The following is a 14,856-nucleotide window of genomic DNA, read 5'->3' as shown; positions in this document are numbered from 1 at the left end:
GTACATTGTGCCCGGCGCCCTCTGCTCAGTGGTCGCCTCCGGCACCGCGATCGGGTGCGCTCATGTCCCCCGTTCCGGGCGTGCCGTCGGCGATCCCGTAGCGCAGGTAGACGGTGCCCTTCGGACTGGCCACCGGCGGTTCGAGGAGTGTGACGTTCGTGGGCACCGCGCCACCGTCGAAGACCTTCTTCCCGACGCCGAGCACGATCGGGTGCACCCAGAGGTCGATCCGGTCGAAGAGCTTCTCGCGCAGGAGCGTCTGCACCAGGTCCAGGCTCCCGACGACCTTCACGTGCTCGTGCCGGTCGCGGATCTCGCGTACCGCGACCGCCAGGTCCGGGCCGAGCTGGGTGGATCCGGCCCACGAGAGGTCGGGTCTGCCGCGGGAGGCCACGTACTTCGGGACGCTGTTGAAGAGCGTGGCGATCTCGTTGTCCGGGCCGCCCTCCTGGTGCGGCCAGTGGGCGGCGAAGATGTCGTACGTCCGCCGGCCGAGCAGGAGGGCGTCCGTGCCCTCGTACGCGGCACCGACCTGGGCCCCGGCGACCTCGTCCAGCAGGGGCGCCTGCCAGCCGCCGAACGGGAACCCCGCCGGGTCCTCGTCGGGGCCGCCGGGTGCCTGCGCGACGAGGTCGAGAGTCGCGAACAGCTCGATGTGGATGAGGCCCATGCCTTACTCTCCCGGTGGGTCGGTTCTCGGCATCCCTCGCTTCGGCGGGGGATGCCGCATCAGCACTCCCCGCTCACGATAGGTCACGGGCCGCGCCGAACCGGGATCTCCCCCACCCACCGAGCCTGTCGGAGGCGGAAAGGTAGCGGCTCGCGGCGCGAGCCCAGGTGCCCGATGACGGACAAGACTGACTTCAAGAGAGAGATCGGCGCCTACCAGGCGAGACGCGACCGGTTCTCCATCGTGGACGTGCCCGACCTTCAGTACCTCATGCTCGACGGGCACGGCGATCCCAATACCGGCGGAGCCTTCACCGACGCGGCCGGGGCGCTGTACCCGCTGGCCTACCGGTTGAAGTTCGCCAGCAAGCGGACGCTCGGCCGCGACTACACCGTCATGCCCCTGGAGGGCCTGTGGTGGGCCGACGACATGGAGACCTTCACGACGTCCCGCGACAAGTCCCGGTGGGACTGGACACTCATGATCATGGTCCCCGACTGGATCGACCCGGACATGCTCGCCGCCGCCACCGGACAGGTCACGGCCAAGGACCGCCCGCGGCGGCTGCACGAGGTCCGCCTGGGCCGGCTGTCCGAGGGCCGCTGCGTGCAGACCCTGCACGTCGGCCCCTACGACGATGAAGCCGAGGTGCTGGCCCGGATGCACCACGAGTTCATCCCGGCCAACGGGCTCCGGATGACCGGCAGGCACCACGAGATCTACCTCAGTGACTCCCGCAGGGTCGCGCCCGAGAAGCTCCGCACCATCCTCAGGCAGCCGGTCAGCACGTGAACCCCCGCCGCGTCACCTGACCCGGGGACAGCCCCGGCTCAGGTGACGCCGATCGTCGCCGCGAGGTGGACGATCCTGCTCGGCGCCACCGGGCACCGGGCGACCTGGGCCACGACCTCCCGCGCGAGGGGTCGGTGGTGGATCTCGGCGGGCGCGGTGCGCTCCGCGTCCATGAGGACACGCCCGGCACCCGCCGGATCACCGGCCTGAAGGTACCCACGCGCCGCGTTGACCAGATGCTCCGCACGGTGCTCGGCGGGCAACCACCGCCACGCGGGCCGGTCGATCACCTTCTCGTGCCAGGCGACCGCATCGCGTCCGTCACCCAGGTCGACGGCTGCGGCAACCCTGGCCAGGTCCACGGCGGTCGGCCCGAAGCCGATCCGGAAGTCGTCGCGTCCCTCGCCCACCTTGGCCGCCAGGTCCGCGGCCTCGTCGATCAGCCCGGCGACGGAATCGTCGCCCAACCGGGCGGCCGACAGGCCGGCCTGCACGAGCAGCGCGCCGCACAACGACAGTTCCTCCGGCCCGCCGGTGTCGAGGTCCGGGGGCGCGATCCGGTACGCGGCGGCAAGCGTCGCGGTCATCGCCGAACGCGCCCGACCGGCCGCGCGAAGAACCTGACCGAGCTGGACCGCGGCGGCAGCCACCAGCGCCCGATCCCCCGTCGCCACGGCCATCGCCCGATCGGCCGCCAGCCACGCCAGCTCGGCCTCGCCCAGCTTGACCAACACCAAGGCGGTGACCCGATAGGCGTCGACCAGCGGCCCTCTCCCATGTCCGGGATCCCGGGCATGGGTGCGTTGCGCACGGGCGAGAAGATCCGGCAGGAGATCCATCAGGCTCGGGTAGCGGGCATGCTGGTACGCGGTCCAGGCGTGCGCGACCATGCTCGCCACCCGCTCGACCGGCTCCACGGCCCGTCCGGTTGACGGCGGGGCCAGCGCGATCTCGTACGTGCTCAGGGCCGCCCGGACCTCGTCGGCGCCCCGCACCCGGTGGGCCACGTCGGCCGGTCGCAGCTCCCGGCCGAGCAACGCCGGCACGTCGACCCGCAGGACGCCGGCGATCTCCTGGATGGTGGACAACCGGTCGAGTGACCGCACGCCGCGCTCAATCTTGTCCACCCAGCTCTTCGACTTGCCGAGCCGATCGGCGAACGCCTGCTGCGACATCTTCCGCCGAGCACGCCAGTACGCGACCCTCCTGCCGATCGGCAGGAGATCACCGCCCACGACGCCACCGCCCGTCCGGTATGGCCCGGGTGGTGTCATGGACCGGGATCCGATCCATCTCGGCCAGGTCGAGAAGCTGACGCTTCGCCTCGTCCTGTTCGGCCGCCTGCTGGCGTTGGGCGGCGCCGAGCGGCGGAGGCGGCTCGGACCGTCGAAGCAGCCACCGCACCACGTCGCGTGCTCCAGCACGCAGCTCGGACCAGGGCACCGGTCGCCTCCTCGCCGTTGTCGGAAGCGGCAGCGAAGTCTCAACCTTTGACGCAACCGCACGATCACGCTAAGCAACATTGACGGGTGGCATGGGGTACGCGAGGTACCCAGTGACAGGGTGTACCTACAGGTCAGCGACGCCGATCCGCCGCGCGAGATCAGCCGCTTCGCCGCGCACCGCCGCTGGTGCCTCGCGACAGAGCCGGGTGACCATGTCCTGCGCCGCTGGCGAGAATTGAACGGTCTCCGGCGACGTCGCCTCGGCCCGCGCGAGCAGATGCAGCGTCGCTTCCCGCGCGCCCTCCAGGTCGGCGGAGCGAGCCAACTCCACATAGTGCCGGCCCCGACGCTCCGTCGACGGAATCGACGCCGGGTCCAGGGCGTGTGCGCGCCGCTGCGCCTCGTCCGGGTCGCCCAGGTCCACCGCACACATGACCGCGTACACGTCGACCAGAGGCCGGGACACTCGGGTCCGCAGGCCCACGAACCCATCGGGCAACGCCCGCTCGACAACCGCACGGGCGGCGTCCCAATCCGACCATGCGCCCTGGTCACCGGTCCGAGCGCGGGTGAGCGCCGCGCACAGGTGCAGGTCGGCGAGCATCTCCGCCCACTCGGTGCCGCCATCGGCCACCCGAGGCTCGATCAGACCACGCGCTTCCCTCAGCCGTTCCAACGCCTCGTCGCCACGGCCGACCGCCCGCAGCAGATGCGCGGCATACCAACTGGCCTGCGCGATGGCCAGCGGGTCGTCCGCGTCCAGCGCGGCGGCCATCCCACGGTCGACGGTCAGCCACACCAACTCGCGGTCGCCGTGCCAGGCCAGGTATGCCTGGGCGAGGTGGTACGCCTGCGCGAGCAGGGCCAGACTGGCCCGCCGGTTCTCGCCGGTGTGCAGCCGGACGGCCCGCTGCGTGGCGTCGAGCAGGCCGGGAAGGATGTCGCCGGCCGCACTGCGCTGATGGCGTGAGGTGTGCCAGGTCTGCCAGGCGGAATCGACGGCCCCGCGCAGGTAGTCGGTGCTCTCCGGCTCCCCGGCGATCGTGATGTGCCAGGCGGTCAGGGCGCGACGGACGTCATCGACGGCGGGGTGACTGGCCCGACCATCGAGAGACAGTGCGACGGCCGGTCCGAACAGGTCGCCGAGATCCCGGACCCCGAGGTGCGGTGCCAACTGTTGTGCGGCCCGCAGGGTCAGCGATCGGCGGCCGTTCTCGATGAACTTCACGGTTGTCGGTGAGAGCCCACTCAGGTTGGCGAGACGCTCGCGGGAAAGGCCGGCGGCTCGGCGAAGCCGTTCAAGGCGCTGACCTGGCGTGGGCTGCTGCTGGGTAGTCACAAAAGACACCTCGCCCCATCGGGTACATCGTGTACCCCACCGTACGCGCCACGACTCATGCGGGGAAGAAGCGTCAGGCGATGTCGCGGCTCCGCGTGTTGGAGCACATGACTCGGTCGATGCCGGGGCCGACGCGGTCAAGCGTCAGGTCGGGCCGACCGGGACGCGATCGGCGCCGATCCGCCGGATCCGCTCGGCGCCCCACTTCCCAACGACGCCAGCGCGGCGTTGAGGGAGATGCCGTACCACGTCCATCGCGGCATCGATGCCGCAGACGTGGGGGCCACGTCGCGCCGACGACGCCAACCTGCCTCCCCTCGCCACACTTACCGAAAGGTAAGTACCTGACTAAATAGTCGGTACTGGCGCACTCTATCCGGCGGTGGCGAGGATCCTTTCGTACCACGAGCCACCCTGGAGAGGACCGCCACATGACCACCAACGACAGCTTCCACGTGAGCGTTCTCGGGTTGGGCGCGATGGGCAGCGCTCTCGCCGCCGCTCTGGTGACGGCCGGCCACGAGACGACTGTCTGGAACCGCTCGGCGGGCAGGGCGGACGCCCTCGCCGCGCAGGGCGCACACGTTGCCGCCACGGCGGGCGACGCCGTCCGGGCCAGCCGGCTGGTGATCGCGTGCCTGCTGGATCACGCGTCGGTCCACGAGGTGCTCGACCCTCTCGCCGGCGACCTGGCCGGACGGACCCTGGTCAACGTGACCACGACGTCACCGGAGCAGTCGCGCGAGCTGGCGTCCTGGGCCGCCGAGGCGGGCGTCACGTACCTGGACGGCGGCATCATGGCCGTACCGGACATGGTCGGCCAGCCCGGGGCGTCGATCCTCTACAGCGGTTCGGCCGACGCCTTCCAGCAGCACCAGCCCCTGCTTGACCGGTGGGGAACCAGCGCGTACCTCGGCGAGGAGCCCGGGCTGGCGTCCCTGTACGACCTCGCCCTGCTCGCGGGCATGTACGTCATGTTCGCCGGCTTCCTGCACGGCGCCGCCATGGTCGCGCCGGCCGGCGTGACGGCAGGCAGGTTCGCCACCATGGCCACGCCCTGGCTGACCGCCATGACCGGCGCCTTCCACGAGTACGCCGAGGTCATCGACAGCGGCGACTACACCGGCGCGGGACAGCAGAGCCTGGAGTTCTCGGATCTCGGCGACATCCTGGACGCCAGCGCCGCCCAGGGCGTCAGCACCGAGGTCGTCGACATGGTCCAGCGCCTCCTGCGACGCCAGATCGACGCGGGCCACGGGAAGGAGGGCTTCGCCCGGATCATCGAGAGCATCAGACACGGCTGACGGTCCTGGCGTTCATCGCTTGCACGGCTGCGGCGGCGACAAGCAGCGCCACAGCCGTGGAACACAGCACACGTACCGCAGTCGCCCATGGCAGATCGTTGGCTGGCAGCAGCAGGGCCAGGGCGTACCCGATGGTGGCAGCGGCCCCGGCGATGGGCCAGAACACCCTCGGGCGGGTGGCGACCGGCGGTGGTTCGCCGTGCCAGGCGCGAAGGAGCCGGCGGCGGCCGACCAGAACGGCGACGCCGAGCGTGACCAGGGCGCCTGCGAGGCTGCTGGGAATGTCGGACACGGTCCACCAGGCGACGTCGCTGACGCGGTCCCAGTCGATGCCGAACACGACGCGCAGCCACCCCACGGTGTGGGTGAGGTGATCCCAAGCGAGGTGACTGGCCGCGCCGAGCAGCGCCGATCCGGCGGTGATCTGCCAGGGATGGCGCACCGTGGCGAGCACCCCGTAGTCGCGCAGCGCGAGCGAACCGAGGTGGGGTAGGTGAGCGGCGAGGGTCGCGACGGTGGCGCGGACGACCCACGCACCGAGCAGCGCCACCGGCAGACACCACCACAGCAGCGCGGTGAGGGTGTGACTCTGCCACTCCGGGCCGATGCCGAGGAACGCGTACCTGATGTCGGGTGCGACCGCCCCGGTAGTCAACGCGACACCGTCGAACCATCGAGGTCGCCAGAGCTTGAGCGGGAGTACCCCACCTGGGTGCGACGGAAAGGTGAGTGGCATCGGCGCATCTTTACATTCAGCGGGCAGCCGAGGCGCTGTCGGGGCGACATGCGTGCGCAGACGCAGCCGAGTCCTTCGTGGTACGTTCGCCGTCGCTGTGCGCTACTGCGAGCTGAGGAGGTGAGACCGATCAACGCTGTGACAGGTCGGGGCTCCCTCCCTCGCATGGCCTAGGGAGCGCCCGAAGAGGCATCCCGAAAGGCTCAGAACACTATGCGCTTCACCTCTGAGACGTCGTCCGACGGCATTCTCGAACAGCTGTTCATCCTCGGTGACGTTCCCGGCGTGCTGTGGACGCCGGAAGGTGCCGCCGGCCCTCGTCCCCTGATCCTGATGGGACACGGCGGCGGCCAGCACAAGAAGGCCCCCGGCATCGTGGCCCGGGCGCGCCGCCTCGTGGCCGAGTGTGGTTTCGCCGTGGCGGCGGTGGACGTGCCCGGCCATGGCGACCGGCCGAAGGACGAGGAGTACGACCGGATCGCGACCGAGAACCAGGCTCGCGTGGCTGCCGGAGAGGAGTTGGCTCCGCTGATCGCCGGTTTCCAGGCGCTCGTGGCCCGCCAGACCGTCCCGGAATGGCGGACGGTCCTGGACACGGTCCAGGACCTTGAGTACGTCGGCGCCGGCCCGGTGGGCTATTGGGGTGTGTCGTTGGGTTGCGGGCTCGGCGTGCCGTTCGTCGCCGCCGAACCCCGGGTCCACGCGGCGGTGCTCGGTCTGGGCGGGGCGCTGGCATCGGCGGAGGTCGCCGCGCGGATCACCGTCCCGGTGGAGTTCCTGCTGCAGTGGGACGACGAGCGGGTGCCGCGAGCCCAGGGCCTGGCGCTGTTCGACGCATTGGCCTCGGCCGAGAAGACCCTGCACGCCAACCCCGGCAGGCACGGGGAGATCCCGGCATTCGAACTGGACAACACGCTACGGTTCTTCGCCCGGCACCTCGGCTGACACCACCGCCTGCGGTCCGCTACGCGCCGGTCGGGATCCGTTCCCGATCGGCGCGTTCGCCGCGATCGCGGCGTACGACCGGTGGGTGCCGTCGCCGGGCCGGTGCAGGCGCTCGACCTCCGTGAAGCCGGCCCGCGCCAACCGCGCCGAGAACTCGTCGACGGGCCAGCGGTAGGCCGTCGCGACCTTGTGGTCGAAGGCAGCGACATCGTCGCCTTCGAAGAAACCGACCACCAGCGCGCCGGCCGGTGCCAGCACTCGCCGGAACCCGGCCAGCACGTCGTCGACGTCCTGCGGCGGCAGGTGGATCAGCGAGAACCAGGCCAGGATGCCGGCGACGGAGTGGTTCTCGACGTCGAGGCTCCGCAACGACCCGAGTTGGTACCTACCGTCCGGATGGGTGGCCTTCGCGTGAGCGATGAACTCGGGAACCAGGTCGATCCCCGTGGCCTCGACGCCGAGTGACCGGAGGTAGTCGGTGATGTGGCCGGGACCGCAGCCCAGATCGAGCACGTCGCCAGGCCAAATCGCCAGGTGTCGCCCGATGAAGGCGAGGTCGTCGGGGTGCACCTGCTCTTTCGTACCGAACAGCTCGATGTAGAGGGCTGCGACCGAGGTGTACGCGTCCCGAACCTGTGTGAAGTCCACCGCGCGACCATACCGACACCTACTGCACAGCGGAGACGGCCAAAAGTAACAATTATGGTTGCTTTCGCTGCGCCGGTGAGCGAGACTGCCGGAGTGGCGGCCAACAGCAGGGTGACGATCGCGGCCCACGCCTTGGCGTGGCTGGAACTGGCCAGGCGGCGCGGTCGGGAGGTGCTCACCTCCGAAGAGGTGGCGGCCAGCGTCAACACGAACGCGGTCGTCGTCCGGCGCAGCCTCGGTGACCTGCAGCGGGCCGGCCTGGTGACGGCGCGCCGCGGCAACGGCGCCGGCTTCTCCCTCGGGCGGCCGGCAGCAGAGATCACGTTGTTGGACGTCTGGCTCGCCGTCTCGCCCGAGCCGCTCCTCGCCCTGCATTACTCGGAGCCGAACCTGGAGTGCCCGGTCGGACGCGGGATCCGTCCGGTGCTCACCGACCTGTACGACGAAGCGACTGACGCGTTTCGGGCGGCGCTGGCACGCCGGACCGTCACCGACGTCCTGGAGAGGATCCTGGCATGATCGTCGAGCTGCGCCGTTACACCCTGCGGAAGGGGCGCCGTGACGAGCTGATCGACTTGTTCGACCGCGAGTTCGTCGAGACCCAGGAGGAACTGGGAATGGCCGTGCTGGGCCAGTTCCGCGACCTCGACCGTGCCGACCAGTTCGTGTGGCTGCGCGGATTCACCGACATGCCGTCGCGCCGGACCGGCCTGACGGCCTTCTACTCCGGCCCGGTGTGGGCGAAGCACGGTCCAGCGGCGAACGCGACGATGCTCGACTCGGACGACGTCCTGCTGCTCCGCGAGATCGTCGCGGTGCCGGTGTTCGAGCGCGGCGCCGCTGATCCCGAAGCGGTCCTGCACGCGACCATCTGGTACTGGGCCGGGCCCTTCGCCGACCCCACCCAGATCCCGGACGATGCGCACGGTGTGCTGAGGACCGAGTACGCCGCCAACGACTTCCCCCGGTTGCCGGTCCGGGAGGGAGAGCACGCGCTGGTCTGGCTCACCCGGTCACCTCTACAGGCGGACGTCCCGGCGGAGGTGGTGAAGACCGAGACCCTCCGCCTGCGCCCCACCCGCCGCTCCAGCCTGCACTGACAGACAAGGCACTACCGGGTCCGCGCCTCGATCTCGGCGACCCGTGCGGCCGGGATGCCCCACGGCTCGGCTACGCCGACCTGCGCGTCCAGGTCCCACAGCACGCACCGCTCGCCCGGCCGGGCCACCATCGACCAGGCGACGACGGTACGGCCCAACTGGTCGCGCATCGACCCCGCGCGGGCAGCCGCGCCCGGCAGGCCGCCGCCCTCCGGGTGGTGGTGCAGGTAGCGGCCGTACGCCGCCGCGCAGAACGCCGCGTACCGCGCGGTGCACAGGATGAAGCCGTGCCATGCCTCGTCGACGGCGTACGAGGGCATGCCGATGATCCGGTTGTCGCGCAGCGCCGCGCCGCAGCAGCGCAGCCACTGCCGCAGGCCGGCCTCGACCAGTGCGCGGGGCTGGTAGGGGCACGTCCTGAAGACGGCGTCGGGCAGTTCCAGGCTCTCGACGGCCCGGGCCACGCGGTCGATGCGGATCCTGCGACGCAGCAGTGCCATCCTCACCTCCCGGGCATCAACAGGCTTCACTGTAATGATGGTGAAGAAAGCCTTGCTGATCTGGTTCAGTGTCCTCCTCCTCAGCGGACTCGTCGGCGGGGAGGACTACATGAAAACGGTGCTGTGCCTGGGCCTGGCCGGTGGCGGGCTCTGGTTGATGTTCCACCTCGCCACCGACAACAGCAGCCAGAGCGGTAAGGACAAGTGGGGCACGGGCGCAGGCGGACACGGCGGCTCGAGTGGTTGCGGGGGCGGTTGCGGCGGCGGCGACTGAGTCGTGCCGCCCGGGTGCCACGACCGCCACCGATCCCCTGGTTCAGGGGTCAGGTAGGGCTCGGCGCGGCGAGGCGGCCCCGCGCCGGGTGCCGGACGAGCGTCTGGCGGACTTGCCCCGGGCGCGCTTCCGCCCCGGGAGGGCGCCGGCCCTGGCGGCGGAACGCTTGGCCGGTCGCCGCCGTCGACGTGCGGACGTCTTTCGGGCAGGGTGGACGACGGGCCGCCCGGCCAGCATGCAGAACACGGCGAGGACGACGAAGACGACGGGGACGATGACCCACAATCCGCCGGCGTCGGTGAGCTCCTCGGGCAGGCGTGGGTCGACCAGGCCCTCGGGATCCCGCACCACCGTGACCCCGTGCCCCACGTCGCCTTCCGGGTTGTCCGAGGCGCCGATCCTGGCCCCGGGCCACTGCCCCAGCTCTCCGGGAATTCGCCGACCATCCGGATCGGCGAGGGTGTAGTAGAGATGACGACTGTCTTCCTGGCCCTGGCGCAGGGCGGTGACTGTGGCGTCGACCCGTTCGCCGCGCTGCGTGAGCACCACCGACCACAGGCCCTCGGAGGCCACGAACATGAGGATGGCACCGACCACCCAGGCCGCGCACAGCAGGCCCATGCGGGGCGGTTCCGCGGGCCAGGTCACCAGCACCGCCAGCGCCATCGCGACACACCACAGCAGGGTGCCGGGCATGACCGCGCTGTCGGCCCGGATCCAGGTCGTCCCCGCCAGGGCGCCGACCGCCCCGACGACGGTGAACACCGCCAGGTACGTCGCCCCGAGCGGGTTCATCCACCGACGAGCACCGATACGCTGCACGGCCGCAGCGTAGGCGGAGTGGGCAACAGCCCGGATTCAGTGGACGAGGGCTGCCGGGCAGTGCGCGAGAAGCTCCGTCGGGGCGTGCACGACCAGGTCGGGGCCGGCGGCGAGCAGCGCGGCGATGTCCCCGCCGTGCCAGGTGGTGGCGACCGAGGTCGCCCCGGCGTCCCGGCCGCTGAGCAGGTCGATCACCGCGTCGCCCACCATCATGGCCTGGTGCGGCGGCACGTCGAGGTGGCCCAGCGCCTGGAGCACGATGTCCGGGGCCGGCTTGGGACGCGCCACCTCGTCGGAGCCGATCACCTGGCCGAACAGGCCCAGCACGCCGAGCTGGTCGAGCAGCGAACGGGCCCGGGGGCCGGCCTTGCCGGTGGCGACCGCCATCCGGATGCCCCGCGCGTGCAGGGTCTCCAGGGTCTCGCGTACGCCGGGGAACAGCGGCACCAGGTGCGCCATCCGGTAGCTCTCCCGGACGAACGGGGCCTCCATCTCCAGCGGCAGGCCCATCAGCCGCATGATGTCCGGGAAGTACCGGCCCATGTGCCGGTTGTACTCCTCGAACGGCGCCGGCCCGCTCCCGACCACCTCGGCGTACGCGATGCTGAACGCCTCCCGCATGACGGCCGAGCTGTCGACGATGACGCCGTCGAGGTCGAACACGACCGCACGGATCGGCCCGCGTGTCGGCGGCTGCGGGATCACCTCGACGGTGGACGGTGGGTGGCTCATGGCTGCTCCCGGAAGCGAGGAGGGTCGACGGTGGTTCTCACCGGTCGCGATGGCCTGCCAGGGCGTGCTCCCGCGCCGGCTCGGTGGGCCGGGCGGAGTGGTAGATCCGTTCGATGACGTCGATGGTCCGGCGTGCCTCGGCCACGGCCGCGCCCCGGGAGGCGGGGTCGGCGAGCAGCCCGGGCAGTTCGTCGAGCTGGCGGCCGTACTCGGTGCCGATCGGCTCCTCGGGCAGCGGCAGCCGGACGCTCTCCCCGTCGCGGGTACGGGTCAGCACCGGCGTGGGCTCCCGGTTGGGGCTGAAGCCGAAGGTGCAGCGCAGCGTCGCCGATCCGGCCGCGCCGTGCACGGTGACGGTGGTGCGGTCGAGCGACTCGTGCGAGGCCCAGCAGGCGTGCAGTGCGACCGAGGCGCCGTCGGCGGTGAGCAGGAAGCCCCGGGCGGTGTCCTCGACGTCGCCGGGGGCGCGGTCACCCGCGCCGGTGTCGCCGCGCCAGGCGGCGTTGGCGGCGCCGTCGTTGACGAAGTCGTCGGAGACGCTGCCGATGGCGTGCACGACCCGGGTCGTCGGGCCGAGCAGCGGCAGCACGGTGTCGAGCAGGTGCCAGCCGAGGTCCACCAGTGCGCCGCCGCCGGAGAGGTCGCGGCGGGTGAACCAGCCGCCCGCGTCGGGCACGCCGCGCGCGCGGACCCAGGCCACGTCGACGTGCCGGATCGGGCCCAGCTCTGCCGCCGCCGCCGCGAGGGCCCGCACGTCGGCCCGGTAGCGGGCGGCGCTGCCGGCGAGCAGCACCGCCCCGCCGTCGCGTTCCGCGTCGGCCAGCAGGGTCGCCTCGGCGGAGGTCAGGCAGACCGGCTTCTCCAGGAACACCGGTACGCCCCGGCGCAGCAGCCGGGCGGCGACGGTGGCGTGCAGGTGGTTCGGTACGGCCACCACCACGAGGTCGACCGACCCGGCCGGCAGCTCGTCGACGTCGGCGTACCCGGCGGGGATGCCGTGGGTGTCGCGGACCTTCTCGCGTACGCCGGCGGCCGGATCGACCACGGCGGTGACCGCGTAGCCGGGGTGCGCGGCGAGTCGGGGCAGCCAGATCTCCCGCCCGGCCCAGCCGAGGCCGGCCACCGCGACCCGCACCGGGCGGTCGGTCGCGGCGGCCGGGGGCAGGCCGGTCATCCGGCGAGGACGTCGGCGAGCACGGCGGCGATGTCGTGCATCTGCTGCTCGGTGCCGAGCAGCGTGCGGTGGTGCAGCCAGATGCAGTCGGAGTGGATCAGCTCGGTGTTCGGGCACCGGGCGGCGACCGCCTCGACCGACTCGTCGGGCGCGCCGGCCTTCCAGAAGCCCTCGCAGCGGTAGATCGCGCGGAACGCGACGAACGCGGGCACGCCCCTGGCGATGAGGGCGTCCACGACCTGGCGGCGCCGCGCGATGTCCATGCCGGGGACGCGGAACATCGCCATGTAGTGCGGGTTGCGGTCGGTACGCGGGTCGGTGGACTGCGGCACGACGCCGGGGATCTCGGCGAGCAGGCTGGACAGCAGCGGCCAGCGCTGCTCGCGCACCGCGATCTGCTCGTCGAGGCGGGTCAGCTGGGCCCGGAGCACGGCGGCGGTGAACTCGCCCATCCGGTAGTTCGAGCCGGTGGTGCCGTGCAGGTAGTCCCGGTCGGTGCGGGGCCGGCCGCAGCTGTGCACCAGGAACGCCCGCTCACGCAGTTCCTCGTCGGGGAAGAGCACCGCCCCGCCCTCACCGGCGGTCATCAGCTTGCCGTTCTGGAAGCTGAACGCGGCCACCGAGCCGAGCGCGCCGGCCCGCTTGCCCTGCCACTGCGCGCCGTGGGCGTGCGCGGCGTCCTGGAGCAGCGCCACCCCGGCGTCGGCGGCGATCTTGTCCAGCGCGTCCATGTCGGCGAACTGGCCGGCCATGTGCACCGGCATGATCACTTTGGTCCGCGGCGTGATCGCGGCAGCGACGGCGGCCGGGTCGACGCAGTAGGTGTCCAGGTCGACGTCGACCGGAACGGCGACCGCACCGAGGCGCTGGGCGGCCAGCGACGACGAGATGAACGTGAAGGCCGGCACGATGACCTCGGTGCCCGGCCCGACGCCGAGCACCTCCAGGGCCACCTCCAGCGCGTGCGTGCCGTTGGTCACGGCGAGCGCGTGCGGCGTGCCGTGGTACGCCCCGAACTCGGCCTCGAAGGAGTCGACCTCGCTGCCGCCCATCCGCCACCACTGGCCCTGCTCGAGGGCGCGGATCAGGCCGGCGCGCTCCGCGTCGCCGAACTGCGGCCACTCGGGGAATTCCGACACCGTCGGCTGACCACTCATGACATCCCACTTCCCAACTCGGGCGGACCAGGGGTTTCGCCGGCCCGTCGGGCGGGGCGACCAGGGACCGCCGGTACGCGGTCGGTGTCGCCCGGTGCGCCGGGAGGGCCGGTTCGAGGTAGGGGCCGCCCCCGTGCAGCCGGCGGCGTCGCTTCAGCAGGGAGGACGCTAACCGAACCGGCCGTACGGTTACCGCCCCTAACAGCCCCTAGGCACCCCTTAGTCCGCCCGTTCCCTCGCCGCCGCCGGTTCGCCCGACGGCCGGCGCGTAGTAAGACTGCGGAGGACCAGTCATCGGTCCTGTCGCGACAGGACCGCGCCCCGCGAGGTGAAGTTGTGTCGGACGTGCTGCTGTTGAACGGCCCGAACCTGGGCATCCTCGGCCAGCGGGAACCGGAGATCTACGGCACCGACACCCTGGCGGACATCGAACGGGCGGTCGGCGAGGAGGTCGCCGCCCGGGGCTGGCGGGTCGTGGCCGAACAGCACGACTGCGAGGGCGCACTGATCCGCGCGATCCAGGGCCGCTACGACACCGTCGGAGCGATCGTCAACCCGGGCGCGCTGATGATCGCCGGGTGGAGCCTGCGGGACGCGCTGGCCAACTATCCGCGGCCCTTCATCGAGGTACACCTGTCCAACGTCTGGGCCCGGGAAAGCTTCCGGCACGACTCGGTCATCGCCCCGCTGGCCAGCGGCGTCATCGTCGGGCTCGGGTCGTTGGGCTACCGGCTGGCCGCCCGCGCCCTCGTCGCCACCCTCCGGTGACGATCCGGGACACCGCCGTCCGATCCGGGCGGCACCGGGCCCGCCCCGGTACGGTCGTCCGCACGTTCCCGCTCTCCCCGAAGGACATCACGTGCGCATTCCCATCATCGTCCTGACTCTCTCCCTCGCCGTGGTCTTCGTGACCACCGCCATCCCGAAGCTCACCGGGCAGGCGCTGATGCGCGAGCGGATGGCTCACCTCGGCGTCTCGGAGCAGCTCACCCGCGTGCTCGGGGTGCTGGAGCTCGCCGCGGTCGCCGGCCTGCTGCTCGGGCTGCTCTGGCCCCCACTGGGCATCGCGGCGGCGATCGGTCTCGCCCTGCAGATGGTCGGCGCGGTGGTCTACCACGCCCGTGCGAAGGACCCGATCGGGATGATCCTCACGCCCGCCGTCTTCGCCATCGCCGCCGTGGCGCTCGTCTACCTGCACGTGCGGCAGGGCTGAGTCAC

At 71.6% G+C, this 14,856-nt stretch carries 19 protein-coding genes; 8 read left to right on the top strand and 11 right to left on the bottom strand.

Features of this window, described 5'->3' with window-relative positions; all coding sequences use genetic code 11:
• Nucleotides 1–25: 25 nt before the first annotated feature.
• Entirely contained in the window at nucleotides 26–670 is a 645-nt protein-coding gene (locus ABZ809_RS23575) for a dihydrofolate reductase family protein (RefSeq protein ID WP_357564738.1), read from the bottom strand.
• Between the two features lie 174 nt (nucleotides 671–844).
• Here ABZ809_RS23575 and ABZ809_RS23570 point away from each other — a divergent pair, with 174 nt between their 5' ends.
• Nucleotides 845–1,462, top strand: a complete 618-nt coding sequence (locus ABZ809_RS23570) for a GyrI-like domain-containing protein (RefSeq protein WP_357564737.1) — start codon at nucleotides 845–847, stop codon at nucleotides 1,460–1,462.
• A 38-nt stretch (nucleotides 1,463–1,500) separates the two neighbouring features.
• Here ABZ809_RS23570 and ABZ809_RS23565 read toward each other — a convergent pair whose 3' ends face one another.
• The 3 genes from ABZ809_RS23565 to ABZ809_RS23555 form a co-directional block, all read right to left on the bottom strand.
• The gene (locus ABZ809_RS23565; protein ID WP_357564736.1) at nucleotides 1,501–2,697 is read right to left on the bottom strand and encodes a helix-turn-helix domain-containing protein; all 1,197 of its coding nucleotides are present in this window, start codon (nucleotides 2,695–2,697) and stop codon (nucleotides 1,501–1,503) included.
• A complete protein-coding gene (locus ABZ809_RS23560) occupies nucleotides 2,687–2,905 on the bottom strand; it encodes a hypothetical protein (protein WP_357564735.1) in 219 nt (72 codons plus the stop codon). Before ABZ809_RS23560 ends, ABZ809_RS23565 begins: the two co-directional genes overlap by 11 nt.
• A 126-nt stretch (nucleotides 2,906–3,031) precedes the next feature.
• Entirely contained in the window at nucleotides 3,032–4,246 is a 1,215-nt protein-coding gene (locus ABZ809_RS23555; protein WP_357564734.1) for a helix-turn-helix transcriptional regulator, read from the bottom strand.
• A 431-nt stretch (nucleotides 4,247–4,677) separates the two neighbouring features.
• Between ABZ809_RS23555 and ABZ809_RS23550 the strand changes: the two genes are divergently transcribed.
• Nucleotides 4,678–5,550 carry an NAD(P)-dependent oxidoreductase gene (locus ABZ809_RS23550; RefSeq protein WP_357564733.1) on the top strand — a complete coding sequence of 291 codons (873 nt, stop codon included), beginning with the start codon at nucleotides 4,678–4,680 and terminating at the stop codon, nucleotides 5,548–5,550.
• Here the strand turns inward: ABZ809_RS23550 and ABZ809_RS23545 are convergent.
• Nucleotides 5,537–6,286 carry a DUF4184 family protein gene (locus ABZ809_RS23545; protein WP_357564732.1) on the bottom strand — a complete coding sequence of 250 codons (750 nt, stop codon included), beginning with the start codon at nucleotides 6,284–6,286 and terminating at the stop codon, nucleotides 5,537–5,539. The two genes, ABZ809_RS23550 and ABZ809_RS23545, sit on opposite strands and share 14 nt — an antisense overlap.
• Before the next feature lie 213 nt (nucleotides 6,287–6,499).
• Between ABZ809_RS23545 and ABZ809_RS23540 the strand changes: the two genes are divergently transcribed.
• Nucleotides 6,500–7,231 carry an alpha/beta hydrolase gene (locus ABZ809_RS23540; RefSeq protein WP_357564731.1) on the top strand — a complete coding sequence of 244 codons (732 nt, stop codon included), beginning with the start codon at nucleotides 6,500–6,502 and terminating at the stop codon, nucleotides 7,229–7,231.
• Here the strand turns inward: ABZ809_RS23540 and ABZ809_RS23535 are convergent.
• A complete protein-coding gene (locus ABZ809_RS23535) occupies nucleotides 7,202–7,879 on the bottom strand; it encodes a class I SAM-dependent methyltransferase (RefSeq protein WP_357564730.1) in 678 nt (225 codons plus the stop codon). The two genes, ABZ809_RS23540 and ABZ809_RS23535, sit on opposite strands and share 30 nt — an antisense overlap.
• Nucleotides 7,880–7,954: 75 nt before the next feature.
• Between ABZ809_RS23535 and ABZ809_RS23530 the strand changes: the two genes are divergently transcribed.
• Both ABZ809_RS23530 and ABZ809_RS23525 read left to right on the top strand, forming a co-directional pair.
• Complete coding sequence (locus ABZ809_RS23530; protein ID WP_357564729.1) at nucleotides 7,955–8,398, top strand: Rrf2 family transcriptional regulator; 444 nt, start codon at nucleotides 7,955–7,957, stop codon at nucleotides 8,396–8,398.
• Nucleotides 8,395–8,979 (top strand): NIPSNAP family protein, encoded by a 585-nt coding sequence (locus ABZ809_RS23525; protein ID WP_357564728.1) that lies wholly within the window; start codon nucleotides 8,395–8,397, stop codon nucleotides 8,977–8,979. The genes ABZ809_RS23530 and ABZ809_RS23525 overlap by 4 nt, the downstream gene beginning before the upstream one ends.
• A gap of 11 nt (nucleotides 8,980–8,990) precedes the next feature.
• Here the strand turns inward: ABZ809_RS23525 and ABZ809_RS23520 are convergent, their stop codons facing one another.
• Complete coding sequence (locus ABZ809_RS23520) at nucleotides 8,991–9,479, bottom strand: hypothetical protein (protein ID WP_357564727.1); 489 nt, start codon at nucleotides 9,477–9,479, stop codon at nucleotides 8,991–8,993.
• Nucleotides 9,480–9,516: 37 nt separating this feature from the next.
• Between ABZ809_RS23520 and ABZ809_RS23515 the strand changes: the two genes are divergently transcribed.
• A complete protein-coding gene (locus tag ABZ809_RS23515) occupies nucleotides 9,517–9,753 on the top strand; it encodes a hypothetical protein (RefSeq protein ID WP_357564726.1) in 237 nt (78 codons plus the stop codon).
• Between the two features lie 42 nt (nucleotides 9,754–9,795).
• Here the strand turns inward: ABZ809_RS23515 and ABZ809_RS23510 are convergent, their stop codons facing one another.
• The 4 genes from ABZ809_RS23510 to ABZ809_RS23495 are packed head-to-tail and all read right to left on the bottom strand — an operon-like array spanning nucleotide 9,796 to nucleotide 13,638.
• On the bottom strand, nucleotides 9,796–10,575 hold the full coding sequence (locus tag ABZ809_RS23510) for a hypothetical protein (RefSeq protein ID WP_357564725.1): 780 nt from the start codon (nucleotides 10,573–10,575) through the stop codon (nucleotides 9,796–9,798).
• Nucleotides 10,576–10,611: 36 nt separating this feature from the next.
• Nucleotides 10,612–11,307, bottom strand: a complete 696-nt coding sequence (locus ABZ809_RS23505) for an HAD-IA family hydrolase (protein WP_357564724.1) — start codon at nucleotides 11,305–11,307, stop codon at nucleotides 10,612–10,614.
• 37 nt (nucleotides 11,308–11,344) lie between these two features.
• On the bottom strand, nucleotides 11,345–12,481 hold the full coding sequence (locus tag ABZ809_RS23500) for a Gfo/Idh/MocA family oxidoreductase (RefSeq protein WP_357564723.1): 1,137 nt from the start codon (nucleotides 12,479–12,481) through the stop codon (nucleotides 11,345–11,347).
• Nucleotides 12,478–13,638, bottom strand: coding sequence for a DegT/DnrJ/EryC1/StrS family aminotransferase (locus tag ABZ809_RS23495; RefSeq protein ID WP_357564722.1), 1,161 nt, complete (start codon nucleotides 13,636–13,638; stop codon nucleotides 12,478–12,480). Before ABZ809_RS23495 ends, ABZ809_RS23500 begins: the two co-directional genes overlap by 4 nt.
• A gap of 336 nt (nucleotides 13,639–13,974) precedes the next feature.
• Here ABZ809_RS23495 and ABZ809_RS23490 point away from each other — a divergent pair, with 336 nt between their 5' ends.
• Complete coding sequence (locus ABZ809_RS23490) at nucleotides 13,975–14,406, top strand: type II 3-dehydroquinate dehydratase (protein ID WP_357564721.1); 432 nt, start codon at nucleotides 13,975–13,977, stop codon at nucleotides 14,404–14,406.
• 91 nt (nucleotides 14,407–14,497) lie between these two features.
• Nucleotides 14,498–14,851 (top strand): DoxX family protein, encoded by a 354-nt coding sequence (locus tag ABZ809_RS23485; protein WP_357564720.1) that lies wholly within the window; start codon nucleotides 14,498–14,500, stop codon nucleotides 14,849–14,851.
• Nucleotides 14,852–14,856: the final 5 nt, after the last annotated feature.

It is taken from the genome of Micromonospora sp. NPDC047074, assembly GCF_040643815.1.
Lineage (GTDB): Bacteria > Actinomycetota > Actinomycetes > Mycobacteriales > Micromonosporaceae > Micromonospora.
Note: the sequence above shows the minus strand (reverse complement) of the source record. Positions and strands in the feature narration are given on the sequence as shown.

Excerpts from the sequence above, each read along its gene's own strand:
- ABZ809_RS23575 (WP_357564738.1), bottom strand. The coding sequence starts at position 670 with ATGGGCCTCATCCACATCGAGCTGTTCGCGACTCTCGACCTCGTCGCG.
- ABZ809_RS23570 (WP_357564737.1), top strand. The coding sequence starts at position 845 with ATGACGGACAAGACTGACTTCAAGAGAGAGATCGGCGCCTACCAGGCG.
- ABZ809_RS23550 (WP_357564733.1), top strand. The coding sequence starts at position 4,678 with ATGACCACCAACGACAGCTTCCACGTGAGCGTTCTCGGGTTGGGCGCG.
- ABZ809_RS23545 (WP_357564732.1), bottom strand. The coding sequence starts at position 6,286 with ATGCCACTCACCTTTCCGTCGCACCCAGGTGGGGTACTCCCGCTCAAG.
- ABZ809_RS23540 (WP_357564731.1), top strand. The coding sequence starts at position 6,500 with ATGCGCTTCACCTCTGAGACGTCGTCCGACGGCATTCTCGAACAGCTG.
- ABZ809_RS23525 (WP_357564728.1), top strand. The coding sequence starts at position 8,395 with ATGATCGTCGAGCTGCGCCGTTACACCCTGCGGAAGGGGCGCCGTGAC.
- ABZ809_RS23520 (WP_357564727.1), bottom strand. The coding sequence starts at position 9,479 with ATGGCACTGCTGCGTCGCAGGATCCGCATCGACCGCGTGGCCCGGGCC.
- ABZ809_RS23515 (WP_357564726.1), top strand. The coding sequence starts at position 9,517 with ATGGTGAAGAAAGCCTTGCTGATCTGGTTCAGTGTCCTCCTCCTCAGC.
- ABZ809_RS23505 (WP_357564724.1), bottom strand. The coding sequence starts at position 11,307 with ATGAGCCACCCACCGTCCACCGTCGAGGTGATCCCGCAGCCGCCGACA.
- ABZ809_RS23500 (WP_357564723.1), bottom strand. The coding sequence starts at position 12,481 with ATGACCGGCCTGCCCCCGGCCGCCGCGACCGACCGCCCGGTGCGGGTC.
- ABZ809_RS23495 (WP_357564722.1), bottom strand. The coding sequence starts at position 13,638 with ATGAGTGGTCAGCCGACGGTGTCGGAATTCCCCGAGTGGCCGCAGTTC.